The sequence below is a fragment of the Promicromonospora iranensis genome (assembly GCF_028994805.1).
GTDB lineage: Bacteria > Actinomycetota > Actinomycetes > Actinomycetales > Cellulomonadaceae > Promicromonospora > Promicromonospora iranensis.
The window spans coordinates 73,428-96,513 of the sequence record NZ_JAJQQP010000014.1; the positions used below are offsets into that span (position 1 = coordinate 73,428).

Consider the following 23,086-nt stretch of genomic DNA (forward strand, 5'->3'; position numbering starts at 1 on the left):
GGTCTCATGCCGCCAGCAGCACTGCCTCGCCTCGCCGGCCGGGGCCGGAGGTACCGGCCGGTGCGGTGTGCTCGGGCTGCAGGGGGTGGCGGGACGACGAGAAGCCGGCCGCACGGCGAGCCGCGGACGACAGCACGCGGACCCTGCGGCTCTCCTCCTGCGCCGCCAGTGCGAGGGCGAGCTCCGCCCAGGCCCGCTCCACCAGGTCGACCAGGCGCATGCCGAGCGCCTCGCACACGGCGGCGAGCACCTCGGACGAGGCTTCCTTGCGTCCCCGCTCCACCTCGGACAGATAGGCCGTGGACACCCGGGCGTCGGTGGCGACGTCGGCCAGCGTGCGGCGCTGCTCGCGGCGGGTGCGCCGCAGGATGCCGCCCACCAGGTCACGCAGCAACGGTTCACGGGTGTGTTCGAGCGTGCCGGGTCTCGACCCTGGCCTGCCGTCGTTCGTGGTGCCGAGCCCAGCAGTGCGTGCAGTACCTGTTGAGATCATTGCCATCTGCCCACTCCCGCCGTTGGTACCCGTCACGGTACCCAACCCCACTGACACCGCGGGTCGTTCCGGCGTCTGCTCCTGGCGTAACGCCCGAGAGCGAAGCCAGGGTGCGTGTCAGTGGCTCCTGGCACCATGGGACCACCGACCAGGAGAGGACAGTGGTGTTCGGATCTATCGAGGTGCGCGGAGCTCGCGAGAACAACCTGCAGGGAGTCTCGATCGACATCCCCAAGCGGAAGCTCACCGTGTTCACGGGGGTGTCCGGCTCGGGCAAGAGCTCGCTCGTGTTCGGCACCGTCGCCGCCGAGTCGCGGCGCCTGATCGACGAGACGTACCCGGCGTTTCTCCAGGGCTTCATGCCGTCCCGCCCGCGGCCCGACGTCGACACCCTGTCGAACCTGTCGGCCGCGATCGTCGTGGACCAGGAGCCCATGGGCGCCAACGCCCGCTCGACGGTCGGCACGGCCACCGACGCCTACACGATGCTGCGGGTCATCTGGTCCCGGCTCGGCCGGCCGCACGTCGGCGGGTCGAACCTCTTCTCCTTCAACGACCCGCAGGGCATGTGCGGCAACTGCGAGGGCCTGGGCCGCGTCTCCGCCGTCGACACCGAAGCGCTCGTGGACCGCACCAAGTCGCTGAACGAGGGCGCCATCACGTTCCCCAACTTCGGGGTCGGCAGCTGGTACTGGAAGGTCTACGCCGACTCCGGCCTGTTCGACGTCGACAAGCCGCTGGCGGACTACACCGAGACCGAGTGGCACGACCTGATGTACGGCGCGGAGCGCAAGATCGTCGCGGGCGGCATCAACGTCACCTACGAGTCGCTGGTCCCCAAGATCACGCGCCTCTACCTCGTCAAGGACGTCGAGTCGATGAAGGGCGCGATGCGGGCCGCCGTCGACCGGCTCGCCACCTTCACGGCCTGCCCGGCATGCGGCGGCACGCGGCTCAACGACCGGGCGCGGTCGTCGCTGGTCAAGGGCAAGCACATCGGCGAGGCGGCTGCCATGCAGCTCACCGACCTCGCCGAGCTGGTGCGCGACCTCGCCGACCCGCAGGTCCAGCCCATCCTCGACGGTCTCAACGACCTGCTCGCCACGTTCGAGCGGATCGGGCTGGGGTACCTGTCGCTGGACCGGGAGTCGTCGTCGCTGTCGGGCGGCGAGGCCCAGCGCACCAAGATGGTGCGGCACATGGGGTCCGCCCTGACGGACATGACCTACGTGTTCGACGAGCCGACGATCGGGCTGCACCCCCACGACGTGCGGCAGATGAACGCGCTGCTGCAGCGCCTGCGGGACAAGGGCAACACGGTGCTCGTCGTGGAGCACAAGCCCGAGGTCATGGCCGCGGCCGACCACCTCGTCGACATGGGGCCTGGTGCCGGCACCCACGGCGGCACGGTGGTCTACGAGGGTGACATCGCAGGGCTGCGCAACTCGGGAACCGCGACGGGCAAGCACCTGGACCAGGCCGTCACGCTCAAGCAGACACCGCGCACCCGGACGGGAGCGCTCCGGATCGAGCACGCGACCCTGCACAACCTCCAGGACGTCTCGGTCGAGGTCCCGCTCGGCATGCTCGTCGCCGTGACGGGCGTGGCCGGATCGGGCAAGAGCTCCCTGATCCACGGCTGCCTGCCGCGCGACGGCGTGACGTTCGTCGACCAGTCGGTGATCCGCGGGTCGCGCCGGTCCAACCCGGCGACCTACACGGGCATCCTCGAGCCCATCCGCAAGCAGTTCGCCCGCGCGAACGGCGTCAAGCCCGCGCTGTTCAGCGCGAACTCCGCCGGCGCGTGCCCGGAGTGCAAGGGTGTCGGCCTCATCTACACCGACCTCGCCTTCATGGCGGGTGTCGCCAGTCCGTGCGAGGCGTGCGGCGGCAAGCGGTTCACGGACGAGGTGCTGGACTACACCCTGCGCGGCAAGAACATCGCTGATGTGCTCGGGATGTCCGTCGAGGAGGCGCTGGGCTTCTTCACGGAGAAGACGGTCCTGCCGATGCTGTCCCGGCTGTCCGACGTCGGGCTGCACTACATCTCCCTCGGGCAGCACCTCAACACCCTGTCCGGCGGCGAGCGGCAGCGACTCAAGCTCGCGATCGAGATGGGCAGCGACACAGCGGTCTTCGTCCTCGACGAGCCCACCGCCGGCCTGCACATGCAGGACGTCGACAACCTCGCCGGCCTGCTCGACCGACTCGTCGACTCCGGCCGGTCGGTCATCGTCGTGGAGCACAACCTCTCGGTCGTCGCCCGCGCCGACTGGGTGATCGACATGGGCCCCGGTGGCGGGCACGACGGCGGACGTGTCGTCTTCGAGGGAACCCCCGCCGACCTCGCCCGTGAGGAGCGGTCACTGACGGGCCGCCACCTCGCTGAGCTGGTCGCCTGATCGTGTGCCGCGCCGACACGCCGGCGCTGGGCGCCCGGCGCCCAGCGATCAGAGGCGGGTCTCGATGAACGCGGCCGTCTGCTGGGCGATCAGGTCCGGCTCATGCTGGAACACGTAGTGGCCGACATCGAGCTGCACCAGCTCCGCACCAGCCTGGCCGGCGAACTCGGTGCTGGCGGGCACCCAGAAGTCGCCGATCTCATCGCCGTCGGACACGAACATGAGCATCGGGTCGTCGGGGACGTCGCCCGCCTGCACGGTTGCCGCGTTGTCGAGGAGCGCGAGACCTTCCCCGTACTGCGAGTCGGCGAGGAAGTTCCGGTGGGTCAGCATGCTCTGCTGGGCGATCTGGTCGGAGCCGAGCCCAGCGGCCAGGTCGTCACCACCCATGAGCCTCGAGAGCCCGAGGAACTTCAGCTTTCGCCCCAGGTCCATCGTGGCCTTCTCACCTTCGAGGTCGAGCAGGTCGTAGGAGTGCGGGACAGCCATGTCGAGCCCGACGACACCGGCCACCTCGTCCGGGTAGGTCTGCGCCCAGTACAGGGCTTCGAGTCCTCCCATCGAGTGCGGCGCCAGGACGTAGGGCGGTATCTCCCCGGCCTGCCGCAGCGCTTCGCGGGTGTCCTCGAGCATGGCGGCCACGTGCCGGTCAGTGTCGATGTCGTCGGAGTACCCGTAGCCGAACCGCTCGACCACGACCGTGCGGAATTCGTCCTCGAGGCGATCGGTGAGCGGCTTGAAGGAGTAAATCGGCGAGGCCGTCCCGGCTCCGGAGATGAAGACGATTGCCGGCTCGTCGTTCTTCGGCCCGTGCGCGCTCACTGACATCCGGTGCTCGTCGACGGTCGTCATCTGCCCGGCAGGCTCGAGCTCGTTCGCCTCGTGACGGAGCATGATGTGGTGGTATCCGGTGAAGCCGCCCACCAGGACGAGCAGGGTGGCGAGCAGGCCCGCCAGGGTCTTGCCGATGAACCTCAGGGCTCGCATGTCATCCCCACAGCTGGAAGCGCGACCTTCCAGTTGGAAGTGCGTCGCTCTGCATCCAGTCTTCCGACAGCGTGACCGCTCCGACAGGGCACCACCCCCCGAGCTGCGCCTCGGGATCACCCCACCCGGAAACGTGGGCAGACCCACCAAGACGGTGGTGAGCTCAAGGCCGACGCCGGTGCCCCCACCCGGATTCGAACCGGGACTGTGCCGGGTTTAAGCCGGCTGCCTCTGCCAGTTGGGCTATGGGGGCGCACCGCAGAGACTACCGAGCCCTCCGCACGAACGGGCGCCTGCCATGCGATCTCCCGCGTGCCATGTGATCCTCCGCGGACCACGTGGCCAGCGGAGGATCACATGGCCGCGACGGCACGGCCCGAGCCCACCAGCGTCAGAGGGTCAGCTCGCCGAACCCGACTCCGCGCGCGAGGCGGACGACTCCGCCCGCTGATCGACCTTCTCGCCCACCGGCTTCGGCGGCACGGACGCGTTGCGGAACTCCTGGCGGGGGTCGTGCAGCGAGCCGAGCGACACAAGCTCACGACCCATGAGGAACTGCCCGATCCAGCCGATCAGGATGCGGATCTTGCGGTTGCCGGTCGGCATCGCCATGACGTGGTAGCCACGGTGCGCGACCCAGGCCAGGAACCCACGAAGCTTGATGAAGCCGAACAGCTCGGCGACGCCCTTGTACAGACCCAGCGACGCGACGACACCCAGGTTCTTGTGGTCGTAGTCGACGGCGGGCTTGTCCTTGTAGAGCGCCACGATGTTGTCGGCGAGGCGCACGGCCTCGCGGATCGCGTGCTGCGCGTTCGGCGGGCAGAACTTGCCCGGGTTGTTCACGTCCGGCACGGCGGCGCAGTCACCGGCGGCCCAGGCGCCCTCGACGACCTCACCGTCCTCCGTCGCGACCTGCAGCGTCGGCAGCACGATGGCGCGGCCCATCTTGTCGAACGGGAGGTCGGACGCCTCCTTGATGACCGGGTTCGCCTTGACGCCGGCGGTCCACACGATCGTCTCGGTGTCGAACTCGACGCCCGTCGAGGTGACGACGTGCCCGTCCACGCAGGACGAGAGGAACGTGTTGAGGTGGAACTCGATGCCGCGCTTCTTCAGCTCGGCGAGCGCGTACTCGCCCATCGGCTCCGTGACCTCCGGCAGGATGCGGCCGGCGCCCTCGATCATGACGAACCGCAGGTCGGACGCCTCGATCGTGTTGTACTGCCGCGTCGCGTAGCGCGCCATGTCCTCGATCTCGGCGAGGGCCTCGATACCGGCGAACCCGCCACCCACGAACGTGAACGTGAGCATGCGCTTGCGCAGGTCGGCGTCCCACGTGGAGGACGCGACGTCCATCCGGTTGATCACGTGGTTGCGGACGGCGATGGCCTCTTCGACGTTCTTGAAGCCGATGGCCGACTCCGCGAGGCCGGGGATGGGCAGCGTGCGCGACACCGAGCCGAGGCCGACGACCAGCTGGTCGTACGACACCTCGTACTCGTCGCCCGACTCGGGCTGGATCTTCACGGCCTTGCGGCCGTGCTCGATCGCGGCGACCTTGCCCTGCAGCACGTCGATGCCCTTGAGGGCCTTGCGGTGCGGTGCGACGACGTCGCGGGCGTCGATCGACCCAGCGGCCGCCTCGGGCAGGAAGGGGGCGTACGTCATATACGGCCGCGGGTCGACGACGACAATGGCCGCCTCCCGCTTCTTCAGCTTCTTACGCAGGCGGCGCGCCACGTAGAGGCCGACGGACCCGCCGCCGAGCACCACGATGCGCGGCACCTTCCGCGGGCGCGGCGTGCTCGCCGCATCGGAAGCATGGCTGACCGAGGTCAGGTCGTTCTGAGGCATGATTCCCAGGGTACCGCGAGCGTCGCATCCGTATCGACACGACAAAGAGCGGCGTGGGCGTGATGCACACCACGCCGTCGTCGCCGCTGCAGGAACGTCCTCGATCCTCTGGCACCCACAACGGACCACCGCCGCCGGAAGTTCCCGGCGGACGGCGGTCCGTGAGCGGCATCGGAACCGGTGTCAGTCGGCCTGCGTCGCCTCGAGCGTCGGCTCCCGGGTCCCGCTGTCCGACGTCGCCCGCTCGCCCGGACGCACCAGGTCCCTTGCGGGGTCGCTCGCCGGGTGGTCGCTGCCAGGACGTGCCGGGGTCGTCGCGCCGGGGTCGTCGCGGTCTGCCACGCCGTTCTCGATCGCCGTCGGTGCCTTGAGGAACGGCCAGGGCATCTCCTGCGGCTGGACCCCCGTGGGCGGGACCGGGTGCCCCTGCTCCTCGGGGCCGTGGATGTCACCGTTGCCGTCGTCCACTCCGACCTGTTCGCCGGGCACGGCGCTGAGGGGGTAGACGTTCCAACGGGTGCGACCGTCGGACGCGATGGCGGGCTGGAAGCTCCAGTCGCCCGGGACGTCGGGCACGGACCAGGTGTCCCAGGTCGCGTCGCTGCCGATCGTGCGCACGGGCCGGCCCCGGTCGTCGAAGAGCTGCACGTCGCGGATCGGGTCGCCCGCCGCGTCGTAGGCGAAGAGGTTGCTGACCCGCACGCCGTCGACCCAGACGCCGTCCACCTCCGGGCCGTTCCCCGGGCCGCCCCGAGAGACCAGTGCGTTGTTGAAACCCTCGTCGAAGCCCGAGTCGTAGCCCGAGTAGTAGTCGGCCACGACCGGTCGCGAGTCGGCCTCGACGTCGATCACCATGGGGATCGCGAGGAGGGCCGCGGCGACCGATGCGACGGCGTTGGCCCGCGGGAACCAGGTCCAGCGCGGGACCCACCGGCCACGCCCCCACTGGACGCTCACGACGATCGCCGCGATGACCACGATCTGCCCACCGGTCGAGGACGGCCAGAGCGTGACATCGCTCATCCCGAACGGCCACATGACGACCTGTGCACCGACCCAGCCGCGCAGGATCCACCAGGCCGGGGCGAGCGACCGCGCGAACTCCACGAACGCCGTCCAGCCCGGCGTGCTCGTCAGCGGCCGCCAGGAGGAGCGCCACCGCTCGGACACCCCGGCCCAGGCCTCCCCGATCACCCGGCCCGGCCCCCGCCCGGCCCGTGCCCCGGCGGGGGCCGGCGGCAGACCCGCCGCCGTGCGCAGCTCGGTCGCGTACTCGTCCGCGGGCCCGAAGCGCGCTGCCAGGTCGAAGGCCTGGGTCCCCGCTCCGTCGGCAGGTGGCGCCGCCTCGTCCAGGACCGCCTCGGTGAGGTCGGCCTCGAGCCCGTCCGTGAGGTCGTCGACCACGTCCTGGCCGAGGTGCGCCAGGTGCAGGCGCACCGCCTGCGCATAGCCACGCACATGGGCGGACAGGGCGTCACTGCTGGTGATGGTGCTCATCGAGCTGCCTCGTTCCTCTCGCCGAGAAGTCCGGCCACCGTGCCGGCGAACTCCTGCCACTCCTTGCGCTGGATCTTCAGCGCCTCCCGTCCGTGCGGGGTGATGCCGTAGTACTTGCGGTGCGGCCCTTCTTCCGACGGCACCACGTAGCTCGTGAGCGAGCCGCTCGCGTAGAGGCGGCGCAACGTCCCGTAGACGGAGGCCTCACCGGACTCGACGCCGCGGGCGCGCAGGCGCCGGACGATGTCGTACCCGTACCCGTCCTCCTGCTCGACGACCGCGAGCACCGCGGCGTCAAGCACTCCCTTGAGCAGCTGTGTCGTATCCACGGACAGCACGGTACCGCGCAATGCGTAATAGCGCGACGAGACACGCCGCGCCGGCCCGCCGGCTGGTGCATGCCGGGCGGTTCACGCCATGGACAGCGCGATCCCGTCGAGGATGTCGTGCTCGCTGGTCACCACGCTCGTGAGCGAACCGCCGGCCGCCGCGACGTCGGACGCGACACGGGAGATCACCTCGGACCAGACAAGGGCCCCCGCAGCGATCACGTCGACCCGGCCCGGGTGCAGGAATCCCATGGCCACCCGCTCGGCCCGCGGCGCCTCCACCAGGGCAGCGCAGGAGTCCAGCACCGTCTGCACGGGCAGCTCCGCCTGGTTCACGCGCTCGCGCCGGTACTCCGTCAGCCCCAGCGCGTGCGCTGTCACGGTGGTGATCGACCCGGCCAGCCCGACCAGGGTGGCCGTCTTCGCGAGCGGGACCACGCGGGCGGCGTCGTCCAGGTGGGCTCGCACGTCCGCGCGGGCGGCCTCGATCTCGGCGGCCGACGGCGGATCGCTGTGCAGGTGCCGTTCCGTCATCCGCACCGACCCGATGTCCATGGAGACGCTCGCGTCCACCGAACCGGTGCCGAGCACGAGCTCCGTGGACCCGCCACCGAGGTCGACCACGAGGAACGGGCCGGCGTGCGCCTCGGCGACCGCGCCGGTGGCTCCGCGGAACGACAGCTCGGCCTCTTCGCTGCCCGTGATGACCTCGACGTCGACACCGAGCGCCGCCCGGACGCCGTCGAAGAACTCGTCCCGGTTCCGTGCGTCCCGCGTGGCCGACGTCGCCACGAACCGCACCTGCTGCGCCCCTGCAGCCTCGATCGCGGCCGCGTACTCACGGGTCGCCGCGAGCGTGCGTGCCAGCGCCTCGGGGGCGAGCTCGCCGGTGCGGTCCACACCCTGGCCCAGCCGCACGACCTCCATGCGGCGGTCGAGCTCGGTGAGGTTTCCGGCGGCGTCGACGTCCGCGAGGAGCAGGCGGATCGAGTTGGTGCCGCAGTCGATCGCGGCTACGCGAGAGAAAGTCACGGGAGGATTCTCCCAGCCCCTCCGCCCCGAGGCGGTCGGACGTGCCGTTCCGCGAGAAACCTCACGTGGTTGTGAGCGCGACCGTTGCGCCGAGAACAGCCGCGTCGCCGCAACGGTCGCGCTCAGGCCAAGGTTCAGCAGGTGCAGCGGTCCGGGCGCCAGGTGTCCTTGGCCAGCTCGAGCGCCTCGTCACCGAGGGGGTTCACGCCCGGCCCGGCGGCCAGCGCGTGCGCGAAGAGCACGTGGAGGCACTTGACGCGGGTCGGCATGCCCCCGGCCGAGATCCCCGAGATCTCCTCGACATGGCCGATCGCCTCGCGCTCGGCGAGGTAGTGCTCGTGCGCCTTCCGGTACGCGGCGGCGAGCTCCTCGTCCGTCTCGAGCCGCGCCGTCATCTCCTTCATCACGCCGTTCGCCTCCAGCGTCGAGGCCGCGGCGACCGCCCCGGGGTGCGTCAGGTAGAAGACGGTCGGGAACGGCGTACCGTCGGGCAGGCGGGGCGCGGTGCGCGCCACCGTCGGACGGCCGCACACGCAGCGTGCCGCGATCCCCACGACACCGCGCGGCTCGCGGCCGAGCTGCTCGGCCAGGACGCGCAGATCGTCGTCGGACACGGTCTCAGTCGCGGTGTTCACCCACCCATTGTCTCCCAGGACGCGGACTGCCCGGCGGCCGGGCGAGGAAGGGCACGGGCGGCCCCGCCGGCCTACTCGTCGCCGCCGGCGATCCGCACGGAGTCCCACACGTTCGTGAACCAGGGGGCGTCCGTATCCTCGGACGCCTCGGGCGACGGCTCGACGACGCCCGGACCCGGCTCCTCCTGCTCGACGGAGTCGGTGTCGAGCGGGCGCCACACCTTGTCCCCGGGCATGACGAACCGCAGCCGCGACCGCGCCTGCTCGATCACGTACGACCGGTCGTCCCAGCGCTCGAGCTCGGTCTCGAGCTGCTCCTTCTGGTCCTGCTGCTGGCTCAGCTCGGACCGCAGCTCGCGCAGCTCGGCCTGCTGCGTCACGACGGCACGAACCGTCGGCAGCAGCAGCACCACCGCGAGAAGGACCACCACGGACAGCACCATCGCGCGGACCGTCAGCACCTCCGGCAGCACGAGGCCGAAGCTGCCGCGCTTGCGCTCGGCACGCGGCGGCAAACCACCGGAGCTGAGCGCGGTACGGCGACGCGGCTGGGTGGGGCGCTTCGCCCCGCCGCCCGACGTCGGCCGCGCGGCCCTGGGAGCCGCCGTACCCGGACGCGCGGCGGCCCGGGCCGGGGCGCTCCGGGGCGCGGCCGTGCGGCGACCCGCGGACGACGACGCGGCGGGCTTGCGGCCGGCGGACGCAGCGGACGCCGACCGCGGCGTCGCCCTGCTCTGCGACGAGCCGGCTGCCCGCGCGGACGAGCCGCCCGGCTTCCGGGCGGCACCCTTCGCCGTCGTGCTCTTGCTCGTCGTGCTCTTGCCCGTCGCGCTCTTGCCCGTCGTCCCCTTGCTCGCCGTCCTGCCTGCCGTCCCCCTGCTCGCCGTCCCTCGGGGCGTGGCGCCCTTCGCCGTGGAGCCGGACGGCTTCTTCGGTGCGGCCTTGCCGGTGGGCGCCGGAGCCGACCCCTTGGTCTTCTTCGCGCCCGAGGCTCCCGAGCCCGCACGCGGGGTCGATGACGGGCGCGCAGCCGAGCCGCGCGCCGCACCCGAGGGTCGCGCCGGGCGACGTGAGGAAGGCATGGGTCGATTGTGCCGATTCGCCAGGCCTTTGTAGCGGCATTACCTCCGGCGCGCCGTGTGTCAAAGCAAAGGTCCGCCCCGACCAAGCCCTCCGGCACACGTCTCGGACGAGACACATGCCGGATCGCTCGGTCGAAGCGGACTCTTCAGGGTCGCCCAGCCAGCAGGGCTCAGCCCTGGAAGCGCGGGAACGCCGACCGGCCGGCGTAGGTGCCGGCCTCGTCGAGCGCCTCTTCGATGCGCAGCAGCTGGTTGTACTTCGCGATGCGCTCGCCACGGGCGGGGGCACCGGTCTTGATCTGGCCGGCGTTGGTCGCGACGGACAGGTCCGCGATGGTGGTGTCCTCGGTCTCGCCGGAGCGGTGCGAGGTCATCGTGGTGAAGCCGTTGCGCTGGGCCAGCGTCACGGCGTCCAGCGTCTCGGTGAGCGTGCCGATCTGGTTGAGCTTGACCAGCAGCGAGTTCGCCGACTTCTCGGAGATGCCGCGGGCGAGACGCTCGGGGTTGGTGACGAACAGGTCGTCACCCACGATCTGCACCTTGTCGCCGACCTTGCTCATGAGCCCGGCCCAGGCGCCCCACTCGTCCTCGGACAGCGGGTCCTCGATCGAGACCAGCGGGTAGTCGGCCACGAGCTGCTCGTAGTACGCGATCATCTCGTCAGAGGTCTTCTTGCCGCCCTCGAACGCGTACACGCCGTCGGAGAAGAACTCCGTGGCGGCGACGTCGAGCGCGAGCGCGACGTCCTTGCCGGGGGTCAGGCCGGCCCGCTCGATGGCGACGAGGATCAGGTCGAGCGCCTCACGGTTGCTGCCGAGGTTCGGCGCGAAGCCGCCCTCGTCGCCCAGCCCGGTGGCCAGGCCCTTCTCCTTCAGCACGGACTTGAGGGAGTGGTACACCTCGGTGCCGGTGCGCAGGGCCTCACGGAACGTCGGGGCGCCGATCGGGGCGACCATGAACTCCTGGACATCCACGTTCGAGTCCGCGTGGGACCCGCCGTTCAGGATGTTCATCATCGGCACGGGGAGAACGTGGGCGTTCGGGCCACCCACATAGCGGAACAGGTCCAGGCCGGCACTCTTGGCGGCAGCCTTCGCGACGGCGAGCGACACGCCCAGGATCGCGTTCGCGCCCAGCTTGCCCTTGTTCGAGGTGCCGTCCAGGTCGAGGAGCGCCTGGTCGATGATGCGCTGCTCCTCGGCGTCATACCCGACGAGCTCGGGAGCGATCACGTCGTTGACGGCCGCGACCGCCTTCTCGACGCCCTTGCCCAGGTAACGGCCCTTGTCGCCGTCACGCAGCTCGACGGCCTCGAACGCGCCGGTCGATGCGCCGGACGGGACCGCCGCACGGGCGAAGGTGTCGTCGTCCAGGACGATCTCGACCTCCACGGTGGGGTTGCCGCGCGAGTCGAGGATCTCGCGTGCTCCAACGGCTTCGATGCTAGCCAACGGGGTCTCCTTCTTAAGGATGGTGCTCGGAGGTTACGGACTCAGCGTAGGACGTCCGGCAGCAGGGCGCGGAACCGTCCACTGTCCGCTCGCGCCGGCGCGTGCCACCCGCCGGACGCCGCCGACGGTCGGCATGTACCCAGCGATCTGGCCCGAAGCGGTGCGGATCTCGGGCCAGATCGCTGGGTAGGCGCCGGCCTTGAGCCCCGCATAGCTTCCCGCCACCTCTCGACGAACGGCGCGCGCGCTGGCTACGCTGCCCCTGTCCGCCGCAGCACTGTCGCTCCGGCGTTCGACCCACCGGAAACACGCGCAAGGGAGCGCCGCATGCCTGATAGAAATCGTTTCACCCCGCCCGGTCCGCCATTTCGAAATCGTTTCACAGCCGCAGGCTTGGCACTGCTCGTCGCTGCCGGAGCCCTCACGGCGGCGCCCGCGAGCGCCGCCGGCGCCACCACGGCTCCGACCACCACGGCCACGACCACCACCGCAGCCGCCGACACCGTCGTCACCTCCGTCGACTTCGAGGACGGCACCACCGGCACCTGGGCGCCCAGCGGCGGTGCGGGCCTCGAGGTGGTAGCCGACCCCGGCCCCGACGGCGCGGGCAAGGTCCTCGCCATCACCCGGGCGGCCGACTACGAGGGCGTCCAGTCCCCCACCGGGATCTTCCAGCCCGGCGTCACCTACACCTTCAGCATGCGCGCCCGCCTCGCCGAGGGCACCGACCCCGGCCAGCCCGCGCCGACCAGCTCCGGCGTCCGGTTCGTCATGAAGCCGTCCTACGCCTGGATCGGCAACACGACCATCGGCTCGGACTGGACCACCGTCACCGGCACGTACACGGCCGACGGGGACCCGGCCGAGCTGCAGGCCTACGTCGGCAGCGCCGACCAGGACGCGCCCTACACCCTCCTCGTGGACGACATCATGGTGACCACCTCTGACACCGTCCCGCCGGACGACGTCGTACCCGGCGGCGCGATCAACCCCGTGCCCACCCCCGCCCATCTCGCGGACGGCAGCGGTGACGTCTCGGCCCTGACCTTCGACGACGGCCCCAACCCCGGCACGACACCCGCCCTGCTCGACTTCCTCGCGGAGCACGACATCAGGGCGGTGTTCTGCGTGATCGGCCAGAACATCCAGGCCGACGGCGGCGCCGCGCTCCTGCGCCGGATCGTCGCGGACGGCCACGTGCTGTGCAACCACTCGACGGGCTACGCCGACATGGGCTCCTGGTCCGAGGGGCAGGTGCGCGCGGACCTGGTCGCGAACCTGGGCATCATCCGCGAGGCGCTCGACAACCCGAACCAGAAGGTCCCCTTCTGGCGTGCCCCGAACGGTTCGTGGGGCGTCACCCCCGGCGTCGCCGTCGAGCTGGGCATGCAGCCGCTCGCCGTCCGGAACACGATCGCCGACTGGGAGACGCAGGACGTCGACACCCTGACCGCCAACCTGCGCTCCGCGATGGTCCCGGGTGAGCTCGTGCTGGCCCACGACGGCGGCGGCGACCGGTCGGGCACCCTCGCCGCGGTCCGGACGGTGGTCACCGAGCGGCTGGCCGAGGGCTGGACGTTCGTCCTTCCCCAGGGCGCTCCCCCGGCGTCAGGCCCGGTGATCAGCACCGACTTCGAGGACGGCACGCTCGGCGGCTGGGCACCGCGCAACGGCACCGAGGCCTCGGACTTCGTCCTCGCGGTCACCGACTCCGACGGCCACGACTCCACCCGCTCGGCGGCGCTCACCGGCCGCGACGTCACGGGTGACGGCATCGGCCGGGACGTCACGGGCGTGCTGCGCGCGGGCGTCACCTACGACGTCTCCGCATGGGTCCGCTACCCCGAGGGGCAGGCGACCGGCGACATCTGGCTGAGCCTGGCGACCACCACCGGTGACGCCCAGACCTTCGCGACGCTCGGCCAGTTCGACGGCATCACCAGCACCGGCTGGACCCAGGTGACCGCCACCTTCTCCATGCCGGCCCACGACAGCGCCCTGCTGTACTTCGAGACCGCCTACAACGGCGGTATCACCAGTGACTGGCTCATCGACGACATCGTGGTCTCGGTCCCCGAGCCGCCGTTGATCGAGGACCTGACCGGCATCCAGGAGACGACCGACTTCCCCGTGGGCGTCGCGATCGACAGCCGCGAGACGTCGGGTGCGGCTGCCCAGCTCCTGGACCGCCACTTCGGCCAGATCACCCCCGAGAACCACATGAAGCCGGAGGCCTGGTACGACGCCGACGGCGCCTTCCGCCGGCATCCCGAGGCGACGGCGCTCATGGACTTCGCCCAGGCGAACGACCTGCAGGTCTACGGTCACGTCCTGGCCTGGCACAGCCAGACGCCCGACTGGTTCTTCCAGGACGACGCCGGCGAGCCGCTGCCCGCCGACGAGACGGGCAAGGAGATCCTCCGCGAGCGCCTGCGCACCCACGTGTTCGACATCGCGGAGAGTCTCAGCTCGGACTACGGGCTCTTCGGCTCGGACACCAACCCGCTGGTCGCGTTCGACGTGGTCAACGAGGTCGTGTCCGACGGCGGCGAGAACGCGGACGGCCTGCGCCGCAGCGAGTGGTTCCGGGTCCTGGGCGAGGAGTTCATCGACCTGACGTTCCGGTACGCGGACGAGGCGTTCAACGAGACGTACGCCGCTCCGGCCGGTGCCGACCGGCCCGTGACCCTGTTCATCAACGACTACAACACGGAGCAGGGCGGCAAGCAGGACCGGTACCGCGCGCTGGTGGAGCGGCTGCTGGAGCGCGGGGTGCCGGTGGACGGTGTGGGGCACCAGTTCCACGTGTCGCTCGCGATGCCGGTGAGCGCCCTGGAGGGTGCGATCGAGCGGTTCGCGGACCTGCCGGTGACGCAGGCGGTCACCGAGCTCGACGTGACGACGGGCACGCCGGTGAGCCAGGCCCGGCTGATCGACCAGGGGTACTACTTCCGGGACGCGTTCGACGTGTTCCGCACCCACGCCGAGGACCTGTTCTGCGTGACGGTGTGGGGCCTGACCGACGGGCGGTCGTGGCGCGTCGACAGCGGTGCGCCGCTGATCTTCGACGACCGGTACCAGGCCAAGCCCGCGTACCACGGTGCGGTCGGGGCAGAGCTCCCCGCGCGTCTGCGCACCGCGAACGTGTTCGCGGGCGACGTGCCGCTGGACGGGGACGCCGCGGCGTCCCCCGAGTGGGACCGGCTGCCGCGGCACACGTTCGCCGCGCCGGACGGCGGCGAGGCCGCGTTCCAGCTCCGCTGGGCGTCCGACCACCTGACGGCGTTCGTCTCCGTGGACGACGCCGAGCCCGCCGCCGGCGATGCCGTCACGCTGGTGCTCGGTGGCACGGAGGTCGGGCCGGACGCGGAGTACGTGGTCGGCCGCGACGGTGCGGTGACCGGCACCGGCGCGGACGCCGTGGTGACGGAGCGGGAGGGCGGCTACGACGCCGTCGTGCACCTGCCCGGTGCCCTCGAAGAGGGCACTACCGTCACCTTCGATGCCCGGGTGACCAGCGGCGACGCGACGACGGCGTGGAACACGCCGGGTGCTCTCGGCACGCTGACGCTGGTCGAGGAGCTGTCGTACCTGGAGGTCCCGCAGGCCGCCGCGGCACCGGAGATCGACGGCGAGGTCGACGACGTGTGGGCCACGGCCGGCGAGGTGTCCACCACCAAGGAGGTGGAGGGCTCGGGCGGCGCGGTGGCCACGGTCAGCACGGTGTGGCGGGACGGCACGCTGTTCGTCCTGGCGGACGTCGCCGACCCCGTCGTCGACGTCTCCGGCTCCGACCCGTGGATCCAGGACTCCGTGGAGATCTACGTGGACGGGGGCAACGCGAAGAACGGCGGCTACCGGGCTGACGACACGCAGATCCGCATCTCTGCCGAGAACGCCGTGTCGTTCGGGACGGGCGACGAGGCGGCGCAGCGCGCTCGCGTGGCGAGCGCCACCACCCGGACCGACGGCGGGTACCGGGTCGAGGCATCGGTCGACCTGCTGTCCTACGGCGGGCTCGGCACGTTCCACGGCCTGGACTTCCAGGTCAACGACGCGACGGACGGTGCACGGACGGCCGTCCGGAACTGGGCGGACCCGACCGGGACCGGTTACCAGTCCACCGCCCGCTGGGGTGTGGGCCAGCTCGTGGCCGACACCGGGCTGGTCAGCCTCACCCCGCCGGTGGTGACGGGCCGCGCGGTCAAGGGCAAGATCCTCACGGCCGACCCGGGCACGTGGTCGCAGGAGGCGACGTACACGTACCGGTGGCTCCGGGACGGCGAGCCGGTCCACGGCGGCGGCAAGTCGTCCGGCGACGGGACGACCTACAAGGTGAAGCCGTGGGACGTCGGGCACGCGCTTTCCGTGCAGGTCACGGCCCGGGCCGCGGACGGCACGACGGCGTCCGCGACGAGTGATCCGGTGACCGTGCGGCGGTGAGCGAAGGGCCGGAGTTGTTGCTGTCTCAGAAGGTTGAAACAGAAACAACTCCGGCCCGGACCTGGTCTGGACCTGGTTCCTCCTGCCTCGAACAGGAAGGGGTCCTGACGAATCGTTACAGATGGTTTACACGAGTTTCCAGGCAACCGGCCTCCCGTGGCGATATGGTCCAAACCTCCCCACCCACAGACGGGGGAGACGAACTGGGGAGGCAAGCAATGACGCATGCACGAGCAGGACGAAAGGCGCCACTCGCCACGGTTGCCGCGTGCGCCACCGTGGCGCTGGCGGTCGCAGGATGCAGCCCGAGCCAGACCACGGACGACGACGCCGAGGGCCCGGTCACGCTGGAGACCTGGATCAGCCAGGACATGGAGACGCTGTTCCCCGGCGACGCCGGTGCGTACGACAACATCAGCGTTCTCGACGTCGTCTACGACGGACTGGTCCGGTACGACCCGGAGACCACCGAGCCGTACAACTACGTGGCCGAGTCGATCGAGCCGAACGACGACAACACGGTCTGGACCATCAAGATCAAGCCGGACCTCACGTTCCAGAACGGTGAGCCCGTCGACGCCGAGGCGTTCGCCCGTGGCTGGAACTACACCGCCGACGGTGACAACGGTCTGTATTCCGGTTACTTCTTCAGCATCATCCAGGGTTACGACGAGATGCAGCCGGAGACGGACGAGAACGACGAGATCGTCAAGGAGGGTGCGACTGACGAGCTGTCCGGGCTGAACGTCGTCGACCCCCTGACGCTTGAGGTTACGCTGAACTCTCCGTTCGCCGGCTTCGCGACGATGCTCGGCTACACCGGCTTCTTCCCCGTCGCGCAGGAGTGCCTGGACGACGTCGAGAAGTGCGCCCTCGAACCCATCGGCAACGGCCCCTTCCGGGTCACCGAGTGGTCGCAGGGTCAGGAGCTCACCGCGGAGAAGTGGGTGGACTACCCGCTCGACGAGACCCCTGAGTACGACGCGATCCACTGGACCGAGTACGCGACGGGCGAGACCGCGGGGTGGGCCGACTTCAAGACCGGCGACCTCGACCTCTCGTTCCCGCCGACCGCAGAGGTCGAGGCGGCCAAGAACGACCCCGAGCTCGCCGAACGCTACGTCGAGCGCCCCGGGGCCGCTCTGACGTACCTCGGTTTCTCGGGCTACACCGAGGGCCCGTGGAACGACAAGGAGTTCCGCAAGGCCATCTCGATGGCGATCGACCGCGAGGGCATCATCGGCTCGCTGGGCAGCGGCCAGGCCACCCCTGCCGACTCCTGGGTGGTCCCTGGTGGCGTGCCCGGTGGCGAGGCGGGCACCTGCGAGTGGTGCGTCTTCGACCCGGAGGCCGCCCAGGCGGCGCTGGAGAAGGCGGGCGGCTGGCCCGAGGGCGGGAAGCTGCAGATCAGCCTGGGCGACGACGAGGCGGAGGTGGAGTACTTCACCGCGATCGGCAACTCGATCGAGGAGGTGCTCGGCATCCCGTACGAGCTCAACATCGACCCTGACTACTTCACCACCCGTGCGGAGCAGGGCTATGACGGCATGTTCCGGAACAACTGGTTCCCGGACTACCCGCTGAACGAGAACTACCTCAGCTTCTACGCCTCGGGCGAGCCCGGAGCGGGGCACTGGGGCTGGTACAGCGAGGAGTTCGAGGACAAGCTGGACGAGGCGGCCGCGGCCGGCTCGCTGGACGAGTCCGTCGCCCTCTACCAGGAGGCGGAGAGCATCCTGGCCGAGGACTTCCCGACCATCCCGTTCCGCTGGAGCTTCAGCGCCACGTACTACAGCGAGCGGCTCGACAACGTGATCCTGAACCCGTTCTCGGGTGCGCCGATCCTGCGTGAGATCGAGGTCTCGGCACGCTGACCACCCGCACGTGATCACCGCGAGGTAGTGCCACCGACGCACCACGGCACTACCTCGCGGTCATGGACGACCGAAGGAATCCATGGGCCGCTACATCTTCAGACGTGTGCTGCAGGCCGTCGGCACGCTGCTGCTCGTGATGCTCCTGCTCCACCTGCTCACGACAGTCGCCATCCAGCTCAACGGCAACCCGGCGCAGGCGTTCTTCGGGGACAAGGTGGCGTCGCCGGCCCAGATCGCCGTCGTCGAGCAGCGCTTCAACCTCGACGACCCCTGCTTCGACCAGGTGGGCAACCCGTGCCTCGGCCCGTTCGTCGAACGCCTCGGCCAGTACGCCCAGGGCGACTTCGGCACCAACCTGCGCGGGCGTGAGGTCTCGGACATCGTCGCGACCGCGGCGCCGAACACGCTCCGCCTGTTCTGCGTGGTCCTGGTCACCTGGCTGGCGCTCGGCATGGTGCTCGGCTCCGTCGCCGCCCGCTGGCGCGGCTCTCCGGGAGACCACGGCATCCGCCTCACGTCGGTGCTCATCGACGCCTTCCCCGTCTTCGTGCTGCTGATCGTCTACCGCTACGTGGTCGCCGTCCCCCTCAGCAGGTGGGCCGAGGAGACGTTCGGCGAGGACAGCTGGCCGCCGTACTGGTTCAAGCCGTCGTTCGACCCGGAGCATCCGTGGGCCACGGTGCTCGTGCCGGGCATCCTGCTGGGCCTGGCCGGTTCGGCGGCGTTCATCCGCCTGGTCCGCGCGGGCCAGCTCGAGTCCTACCAGGGCGACCACGTGCGGACGGCACGGTCGAAGGGCCTGGGCGAGCGGCACGTCGTCGTGCACCACGTGGTGCGCAACTCCTCGGTCCCCGTGGTGACCGCCGTCGGCCTCACCTTCACGGAAGCCCTGGGTGGCGCCGTGATCACCGAGGGCCTGATGAACATCTACGGGATGGGCGGCGTCCTGTGGGGCGCCGTGCGCGACGACGACGTCGGGCTCGTGCTCGGCATCGTCACCCTGCTGGCCGCCGTGACCGTCGTGGTGATGATCGTCGTCGACATCGCCTACGCCCTGCTCGACCCGAGGATCCGCTATGAGTGACGCCGCCACCCCCACCCCTACGGTGCCGCGGGGAGCCGGTGCGTCGTCGAGCCCGATGGCCGACGCCTGGCGCACGCTCCGGCGCAGGCCCGACACGATCGCCGCGGCGGCCGTCCTCGTCTTCTTCGCCGTGATGGCGGCCTTCCCCCGGCTGTTCACGGACACCAGCCCGCGGAGCTGCCCCATCCGGGAGGCTCGGACGGCGCCCCAGGGCTGGGGCGGCGAGCACCCGCTGGGCACCGATGCGCTCGGCTGCGACGTGCTGGCCACGATGGTGCACGGCGTCCGCCCGTCGCTGCTGCTGGCCATCGTCGTGGTCGGCGTCTCGCTGGTCATCGGCGTCACGCTCGGGCTGCTCGCCGGGTACTACCTCGGCTGGGTGGACTATCTGGTGTCCCGCACCGTCGAGGTGTTCCTCGTGATCCCGCTGCTGCTCGCCGCGCTGCTGGTGCTGTCCCTGTTCAAGGGTGTCGACCTGGGAGCCGGGACGTTCGACGTCATCCTGCTGCCCGCGGTCGTGCTCATCCTGTTCGGCTGGATGCCGTACGCCCGCTACGTCCGGGCCGCCACGCTGGAGGCCAAGAACCTCGACTACGTGACCGCCGCGCGGTCCCTCGGCGCCTCCGACCTGCGCATCATGGGCCGGCACGTGCTGCCGAACGCGATAGGCACGGTCACGGCGCTGCTGCCCACCTCGGTAGCCGGCGTGATCAGCGCGGAGGCGGTGCTGTCGTTCCTCGGTATCGGGGTGCGCCCCCCGGCGACGAGCTGGGGCATCCAGATCGAGCAGGGGTCGCAGTGGGTGCTCGGCGGCTCGCCGCACGTGCTGCTCGCACCCCTGATCTGCCTGGTCGCCACCGTGCTTGCCCTCGTCGTGCTCGGTGACGCCCTGCGTGACGCCCTCGACCCGAGGCTGAGCTGATGAGCCGCACGCAGAGCGCGGCGGAGGAGAAGACCGTGCACAAGGACGAGAGCTCCGCGCCTCCACCGCTGCTGGAGGTGACCGACCTCAGCGTCGAGTTCCGCACCTCGGCCGGCCAGGTGCGTGCCGTGGACGGGCTGTCCTACCGGGTGGAGGCAGGCCGCACCCTCGCCATCGTCGGCGAGTCCGGCTCGGGCAAGTCGGTCTCGTCGCTGGCCGTGCTGGGCCTGCTGCCCGACACGGCCACCGTGACAGCGGGCACGGCCCGCCTCGACGGCGTGGACCTCCTCGCGCTGAGCCGCAAGGAGCACCGCGCACGCTGTGGCGACCAGGTGGCGATGGTGTTCCAGGACGCGCTGGCCGCGCTCAACCCCGTGCACACCGTGGGCTACCAGCTCACGGAGGCGCTGCGGGCGCGGCGGGGGATGTCCCGCGCGGACGCCCGCAAGCGGGCCGTGGAGCTGCTCGACCTGGTCAAGGTGCCGAACGCGAAGGCACGGGTCAAGGAATACCCGCACGAGTTCTCCGGCGGCATGCGGCAGCGCGTCATGATCGCCTCCGCCCTGTCCTTGGACCCGGCGGTGCTCATCGCGGACGAGCCCACGACCGCCCTCGACGTCACCGTCCAGGCGCAGGTGCTGCGGCTGCTCGCCGAGATCCAGGCGGAGCGGCAGATGGGCCTGGTGCTGATCACCCACGATCTCGGCGTCGTCGCCGGCGTCGCGGACGACGTCACGGTCATGTACGCGGGCCGCGCCGTCGAGCAGGCACCCGTGGTGCCCGTCTACACGGCGCCCGCGCACCCCTACACGCGGGCGCTCCTGCGCTCGATCCCGTCCGCGTCCGGGACGGGGCGCCTGCCCGTGATCCCGGGCCGACCGCCGAGCCCTGCCGCCATGCCGTCCGGCTGCCCGTTCCACCCGCGCTGCGACGCCGTCCGCGGCGTGTGCCGGACCGAGGTACCGCCCCACGCCGTGCCCGCCGAGGGCCGCATGTCGGCGTGCCACTTCGCGGACGACATCCTGGCGGGCCGGGACCCGGCACCGGACGGTAGCGGGAACGACCGCGGAGACTCTGGAGGGGACCATGGCTGAGCCCGTGCTCGAGGTACGTGACCTCGTCAAGCACTACCCCGTGCGCAACGGTCTGCTGCGCCGTTCGGTCAGCGCGGTCAAGGCGGTCGACGGCGTCTCGCTCACCCTGGACCGGGGCCGCACCCTCGGGCTGGTGGGCGAGTCCGGTTCGGGCAAGTCGACGCTCGCGCGCGTGCTGGTCGGTGTCGAGCCGCCGACCAGCGGCCAGGTGCTCGTGGACGGCGAGGACGTCTCACGCCTGTCCCGGGCCGGGCGCAAGCAGCTGCGCCGCGACGTGCAGATGGTGTTCCAGGACCCGTACACCTCGCTGAACCCGCGGATGTCGGTGAGCGAGATCGTGGGCGAGCCGTTCGCCATCCACGGCATCAGCCCCGCGGGTGGACGGCGGGCCGCGGTGGGCGAGCTGCTGGAGCTCGTGGGCCTGGACCCGGACCATGCGGCCCGGTATCCCCACCAGTTCTCGGGCGGGCAGCGGCAGCGCGTCGGGATCGCCCGCGCGCTGGCGCTGCGGCCGAAGATCCTGGTGTGCGACGAGCCCGTGTCCGCGCTCGACGTGTCGGTGCAGGGGCAGGTCATCAACCTCCTGGAGGACCTCCAGGCGGAGCTGGGCCTGTCGTACCTGTTCGTGGCGCACGACCTGGGCGTGGTGCGGCACATCGCCCACGACGTCGCGGTGATGTATCTGGGGCGCATCGTGGAGCAGGGGGCCGAGGCCGAGGTGTACGACGGGGCACAGCACCCGTACACCCAGGCGCTGCTGTCGGCCGTGCCCGTGCCGGACCCGTCGGTCCGCCTGGTGGCCACCGGCGGCGCGCGGGTCGAGCCGGCCGGCACCACGGACCCGGTCACGGGCGCCGGTGCGACCGGCAGCGTCGGCGCGATCGTCCTGGAGGGCGACCCGCCCTCCCCCGTGGACCCGCCGTCCGGCTGCCCGTTCCACACGCGCTGCTGGCTCGCGCCGACGCTGCCCGAGGCGCGTACGGAACCGGCCTCGGCGCAGCCGCCTGCCGACCGGCCCGACCTGGGTCTGCGGCAGGTCCCGACCGTGTGCGAGACGGACGTGCCCGCGCTGGCCCCCCGCTCCCCCGGCACCTCTCCTGGTGCTGCCGGGGGCGCTTCCCACGTGGTGGCCTGCCACTTCGCGCGAGAGCTGGTGGACCCTAGGGTCGAGGTATGACGCGTGTCCTGGTTGTCCTGAACTCGCCCACCAGCCTGATGGGCCGGCTCGAACAATGGCTGCCCGAGGCCGGCCTCGAGCCGGTCCTGGTTCCCGGCGCCGAGCTCCCCGAGAACCTCGACGGGTTCGGGGGCATGATCCTGCTGGGCGGCGGCTTCATGCCGGACGACGACGCGCACCACCCGTTCCTGGCGCGCGAGCGGCGGCTGACCAGCGAGGCGCTGGCCGCGGGTCTGCCGCTGCTCGGCCTGTGCCTCGGCGGCCAGCTGCTGGCGCACGTCACGGGCGGCGGCGTGACGGCGCGGTCCGGCGAGACCGAGCGTGGCATGTGCCCGCTCACGGTGCTGCCCGCCGCCGCCGACGACCCGGTCTTCGGCGGGCTGCCAGGAGTTCCGGACGAGCCGCTGTGGATGATCGAGAACCATGAGGACTCGGTGACCACCCTGCCGCCGTCGGCGACGCTGCTGGTCTCGAGCGGCGAGTGCCCGATCCAGGCCTTCCGCGTGGGTGAGCGGGCCTGGGGCCTGCAGTTCCATCCCGAGGCGCGGCCGGAACGCGTGGCGACGTGGGACGAGGCGGCACTCTCCGAGCAGGGCATCGACCGGGAGGCGCTGGCCGCGGCGGCGCTGGTCCATGCGGCCGAGAACGAGGCGCAGTCCCGCGCGCTGGTCCACGCGTGGGCCGACGTCGTCCGCGAGGCCGCGAAGTAGGAGCCAGGGCGGTG

Annotated in this window: 17 protein-coding genes and 1 tRNA gene; 8 read left to right on the plus strand and 10 right to left on the minus strand. The window is 71.1% G+C overall.

Annotation, left to right across the window (positions count from 1 at the left end):
* Positions 1-4: 4 nt before the first annotated feature.
* The gene (locus LUM46_RS21840) at positions 5-499 is read right to left on the minus strand and encodes a helix-turn-helix domain-containing protein (protein ID WP_274996949.1); all 495 of its coding nucleotides are present in this window, start codon (positions 497-499) and stop codon (positions 5-7) included.
* A 155-nt stretch (positions 500-654) separates the two neighbouring features.
* Here LUM46_RS21840 and LUM46_RS21845 point away from each other — a divergent pair, with 155 nt between their 5' ends.
* Positions 655-2,895: an excinuclease ABC subunit UvrA gene (locus LUM46_RS21845; protein WP_274996951.1), complete on the plus strand. Its 2,241-nt coding sequence runs from the start codon at positions 655-657 to the stop codon at positions 2,893-2,895.
* 48 nt (positions 2,896-2,943) lie between these two features.
* On the opposite strand, the gene LUM46_RS21850 is transcribed toward LUM46_RS21845, so the two are convergent.
* From LUM46_RS21850 to eno, 9 genes are all read right to left on the minus strand, one after another.
* Positions 2,944-3,882 carry an alpha/beta fold hydrolase gene (locus LUM46_RS21850; protein ID WP_274996952.1) on the minus strand — a complete coding sequence of 313 codons (939 nt, stop codon included), beginning with the start codon at positions 3,880-3,882 and terminating at the stop codon, positions 2,944-2,946.
* A gap of 179 nt (positions 3,883-4,061) precedes the next feature.
* Positions 4,062-4,135: transfer RNA gene (locus LUM46_RS21855), tRNA-Leu, on the minus strand.
* A 146-nt stretch (positions 4,136-4,281) separates the two neighbouring features.
* Complete coding sequence (locus tag LUM46_RS21860; RefSeq protein ID WP_274996955.1) at positions 4,282-5,739, minus strand: NAD(P)/FAD-dependent oxidoreductase; 1,458 nt, start codon at positions 5,737-5,739, stop codon at positions 4,282-4,284.
* 183 nt (positions 5,740-5,922) lie between these two features.
* Complete coding sequence (locus LUM46_RS21865) at positions 5,923-7,236, minus strand: hypothetical protein (protein WP_274996957.1); 1,314 nt, start codon at positions 7,234-7,236, stop codon at positions 5,923-5,925.
* Positions 7,233-7,565 (minus strand): PadR family transcriptional regulator, encoded by a 333-nt coding sequence (locus LUM46_RS21870; RefSeq protein ID WP_274996959.1) that lies wholly within the window; start codon positions 7,563-7,565, stop codon positions 7,233-7,235. Before LUM46_RS21870 ends, LUM46_RS21865 begins: the two co-directional genes overlap by 4 nt.
* An 81-nt stretch (positions 7,566-7,646) precedes the next feature.
* Positions 7,647-8,597 carry a Ppx/GppA phosphatase family protein gene (locus tag LUM46_RS21875; RefSeq protein WP_274996961.1) on the minus strand — a complete coding sequence of 317 codons (951 nt, stop codon included), beginning with the start codon at positions 8,595-8,597 and terminating at the stop codon, positions 7,647-7,649.
* A gap of 134 nt (positions 8,598-8,731) precedes the next feature.
* A complete protein-coding gene (locus LUM46_RS21880) occupies positions 8,732-9,232 on the minus strand; it encodes a DUF501 domain-containing protein (RefSeq protein WP_274996964.1) in 501 nt (166 codons plus the stop codon).
* Between the two features lie 71 nt (positions 9,233-9,303).
* Positions 9,304-10,314, minus strand: a complete 1,011-nt coding sequence (locus tag LUM46_RS21885; RefSeq protein WP_274996967.1) for an FtsB family cell division protein — start codon at positions 10,312-10,314, stop codon at positions 9,304-9,306.
* 170 nt (positions 10,315-10,484) lie between these two features.
* Entirely contained in the window at positions 10,485-11,765 is a 1,281-nt protein-coding gene (gene eno / locus LUM46_RS21890) for a phosphopyruvate hydratase (RefSeq protein ID WP_274996969.1), read from the minus strand.
* Between the two features lie 393 nt (positions 11,766-12,158).
* Here eno and LUM46_RS21895 point away from each other — a divergent pair, with 393 nt between their 5' ends.
* The 7 genes from LUM46_RS21895 (at position 12,159) to LUM46_RS21925 (ending at position 23,072) form a co-directional block, all read left to right on the plus strand.
* Positions 12,159-16,208 (plus strand): endo-1,4-beta-xylanase, encoded by a 4,050-nt coding sequence (locus tag LUM46_RS21895; protein WP_274996970.1) that lies wholly within the window; start codon positions 12,159-12,161, stop codon positions 16,206-16,208.
* A gap of 218 nt (positions 16,209-16,426) precedes the next feature.
* Positions 16,427-18,082: a peptide ABC transporter substrate-binding protein gene (locus LUM46_RS21900; RefSeq protein ID WP_274996971.1), complete on the plus strand. Its 1,656-nt coding sequence runs from the start codon at positions 16,427-16,429 to the stop codon at positions 18,080-18,082.
* An 82-nt stretch (positions 18,083-18,164) separates the two neighbouring features.
* Positions 18,165-19,169 carry an ABC transporter permease gene (locus tag LUM46_RS21905; protein WP_274996972.1) on the plus strand — a complete coding sequence of 335 codons (1,005 nt, stop codon included), beginning with the start codon at positions 18,165-18,167 and terminating at the stop codon, positions 19,167-19,169.
* Complete coding sequence (locus LUM46_RS21910; protein WP_274996975.1) at positions 19,162-20,091, plus strand: ABC transporter permease; 930 nt, start codon at positions 19,162-19,164, stop codon at positions 20,089-20,091. The genes LUM46_RS21905 and LUM46_RS21910 overlap by 8 nt, the downstream gene beginning before the upstream one ends.
* Positions 20,091-21,185, plus strand: a complete 1,095-nt coding sequence (locus LUM46_RS21915) for an ABC transporter ATP-binding protein (protein WP_274996977.1) — start codon at positions 20,091-20,093, stop codon at positions 21,183-21,185. The genes LUM46_RS21910 and LUM46_RS21915 overlap by 1 nt, the downstream gene beginning before the upstream one ends.
* Positions 21,178-22,362 (plus strand): ABC transporter ATP-binding protein, encoded by a 1,185-nt coding sequence (locus LUM46_RS21920; protein WP_274996978.1) that lies wholly within the window; start codon positions 21,178-21,180, stop codon positions 22,360-22,362. Before LUM46_RS21915 ends, LUM46_RS21920 begins: the two co-directional genes overlap by 8 nt.
* Positions 22,359-23,072: a type 1 glutamine amidotransferase gene (locus tag LUM46_RS21925; protein WP_274996981.1), complete on the plus strand. Its 714-nt coding sequence runs from the start codon at positions 22,359-22,361 to the stop codon at positions 23,070-23,072. The genes LUM46_RS21920 and LUM46_RS21925 overlap by 4 nt, the downstream gene beginning before the upstream one ends.
* Positions 23,073-23,086: the final 14 nt, after the last annotated feature.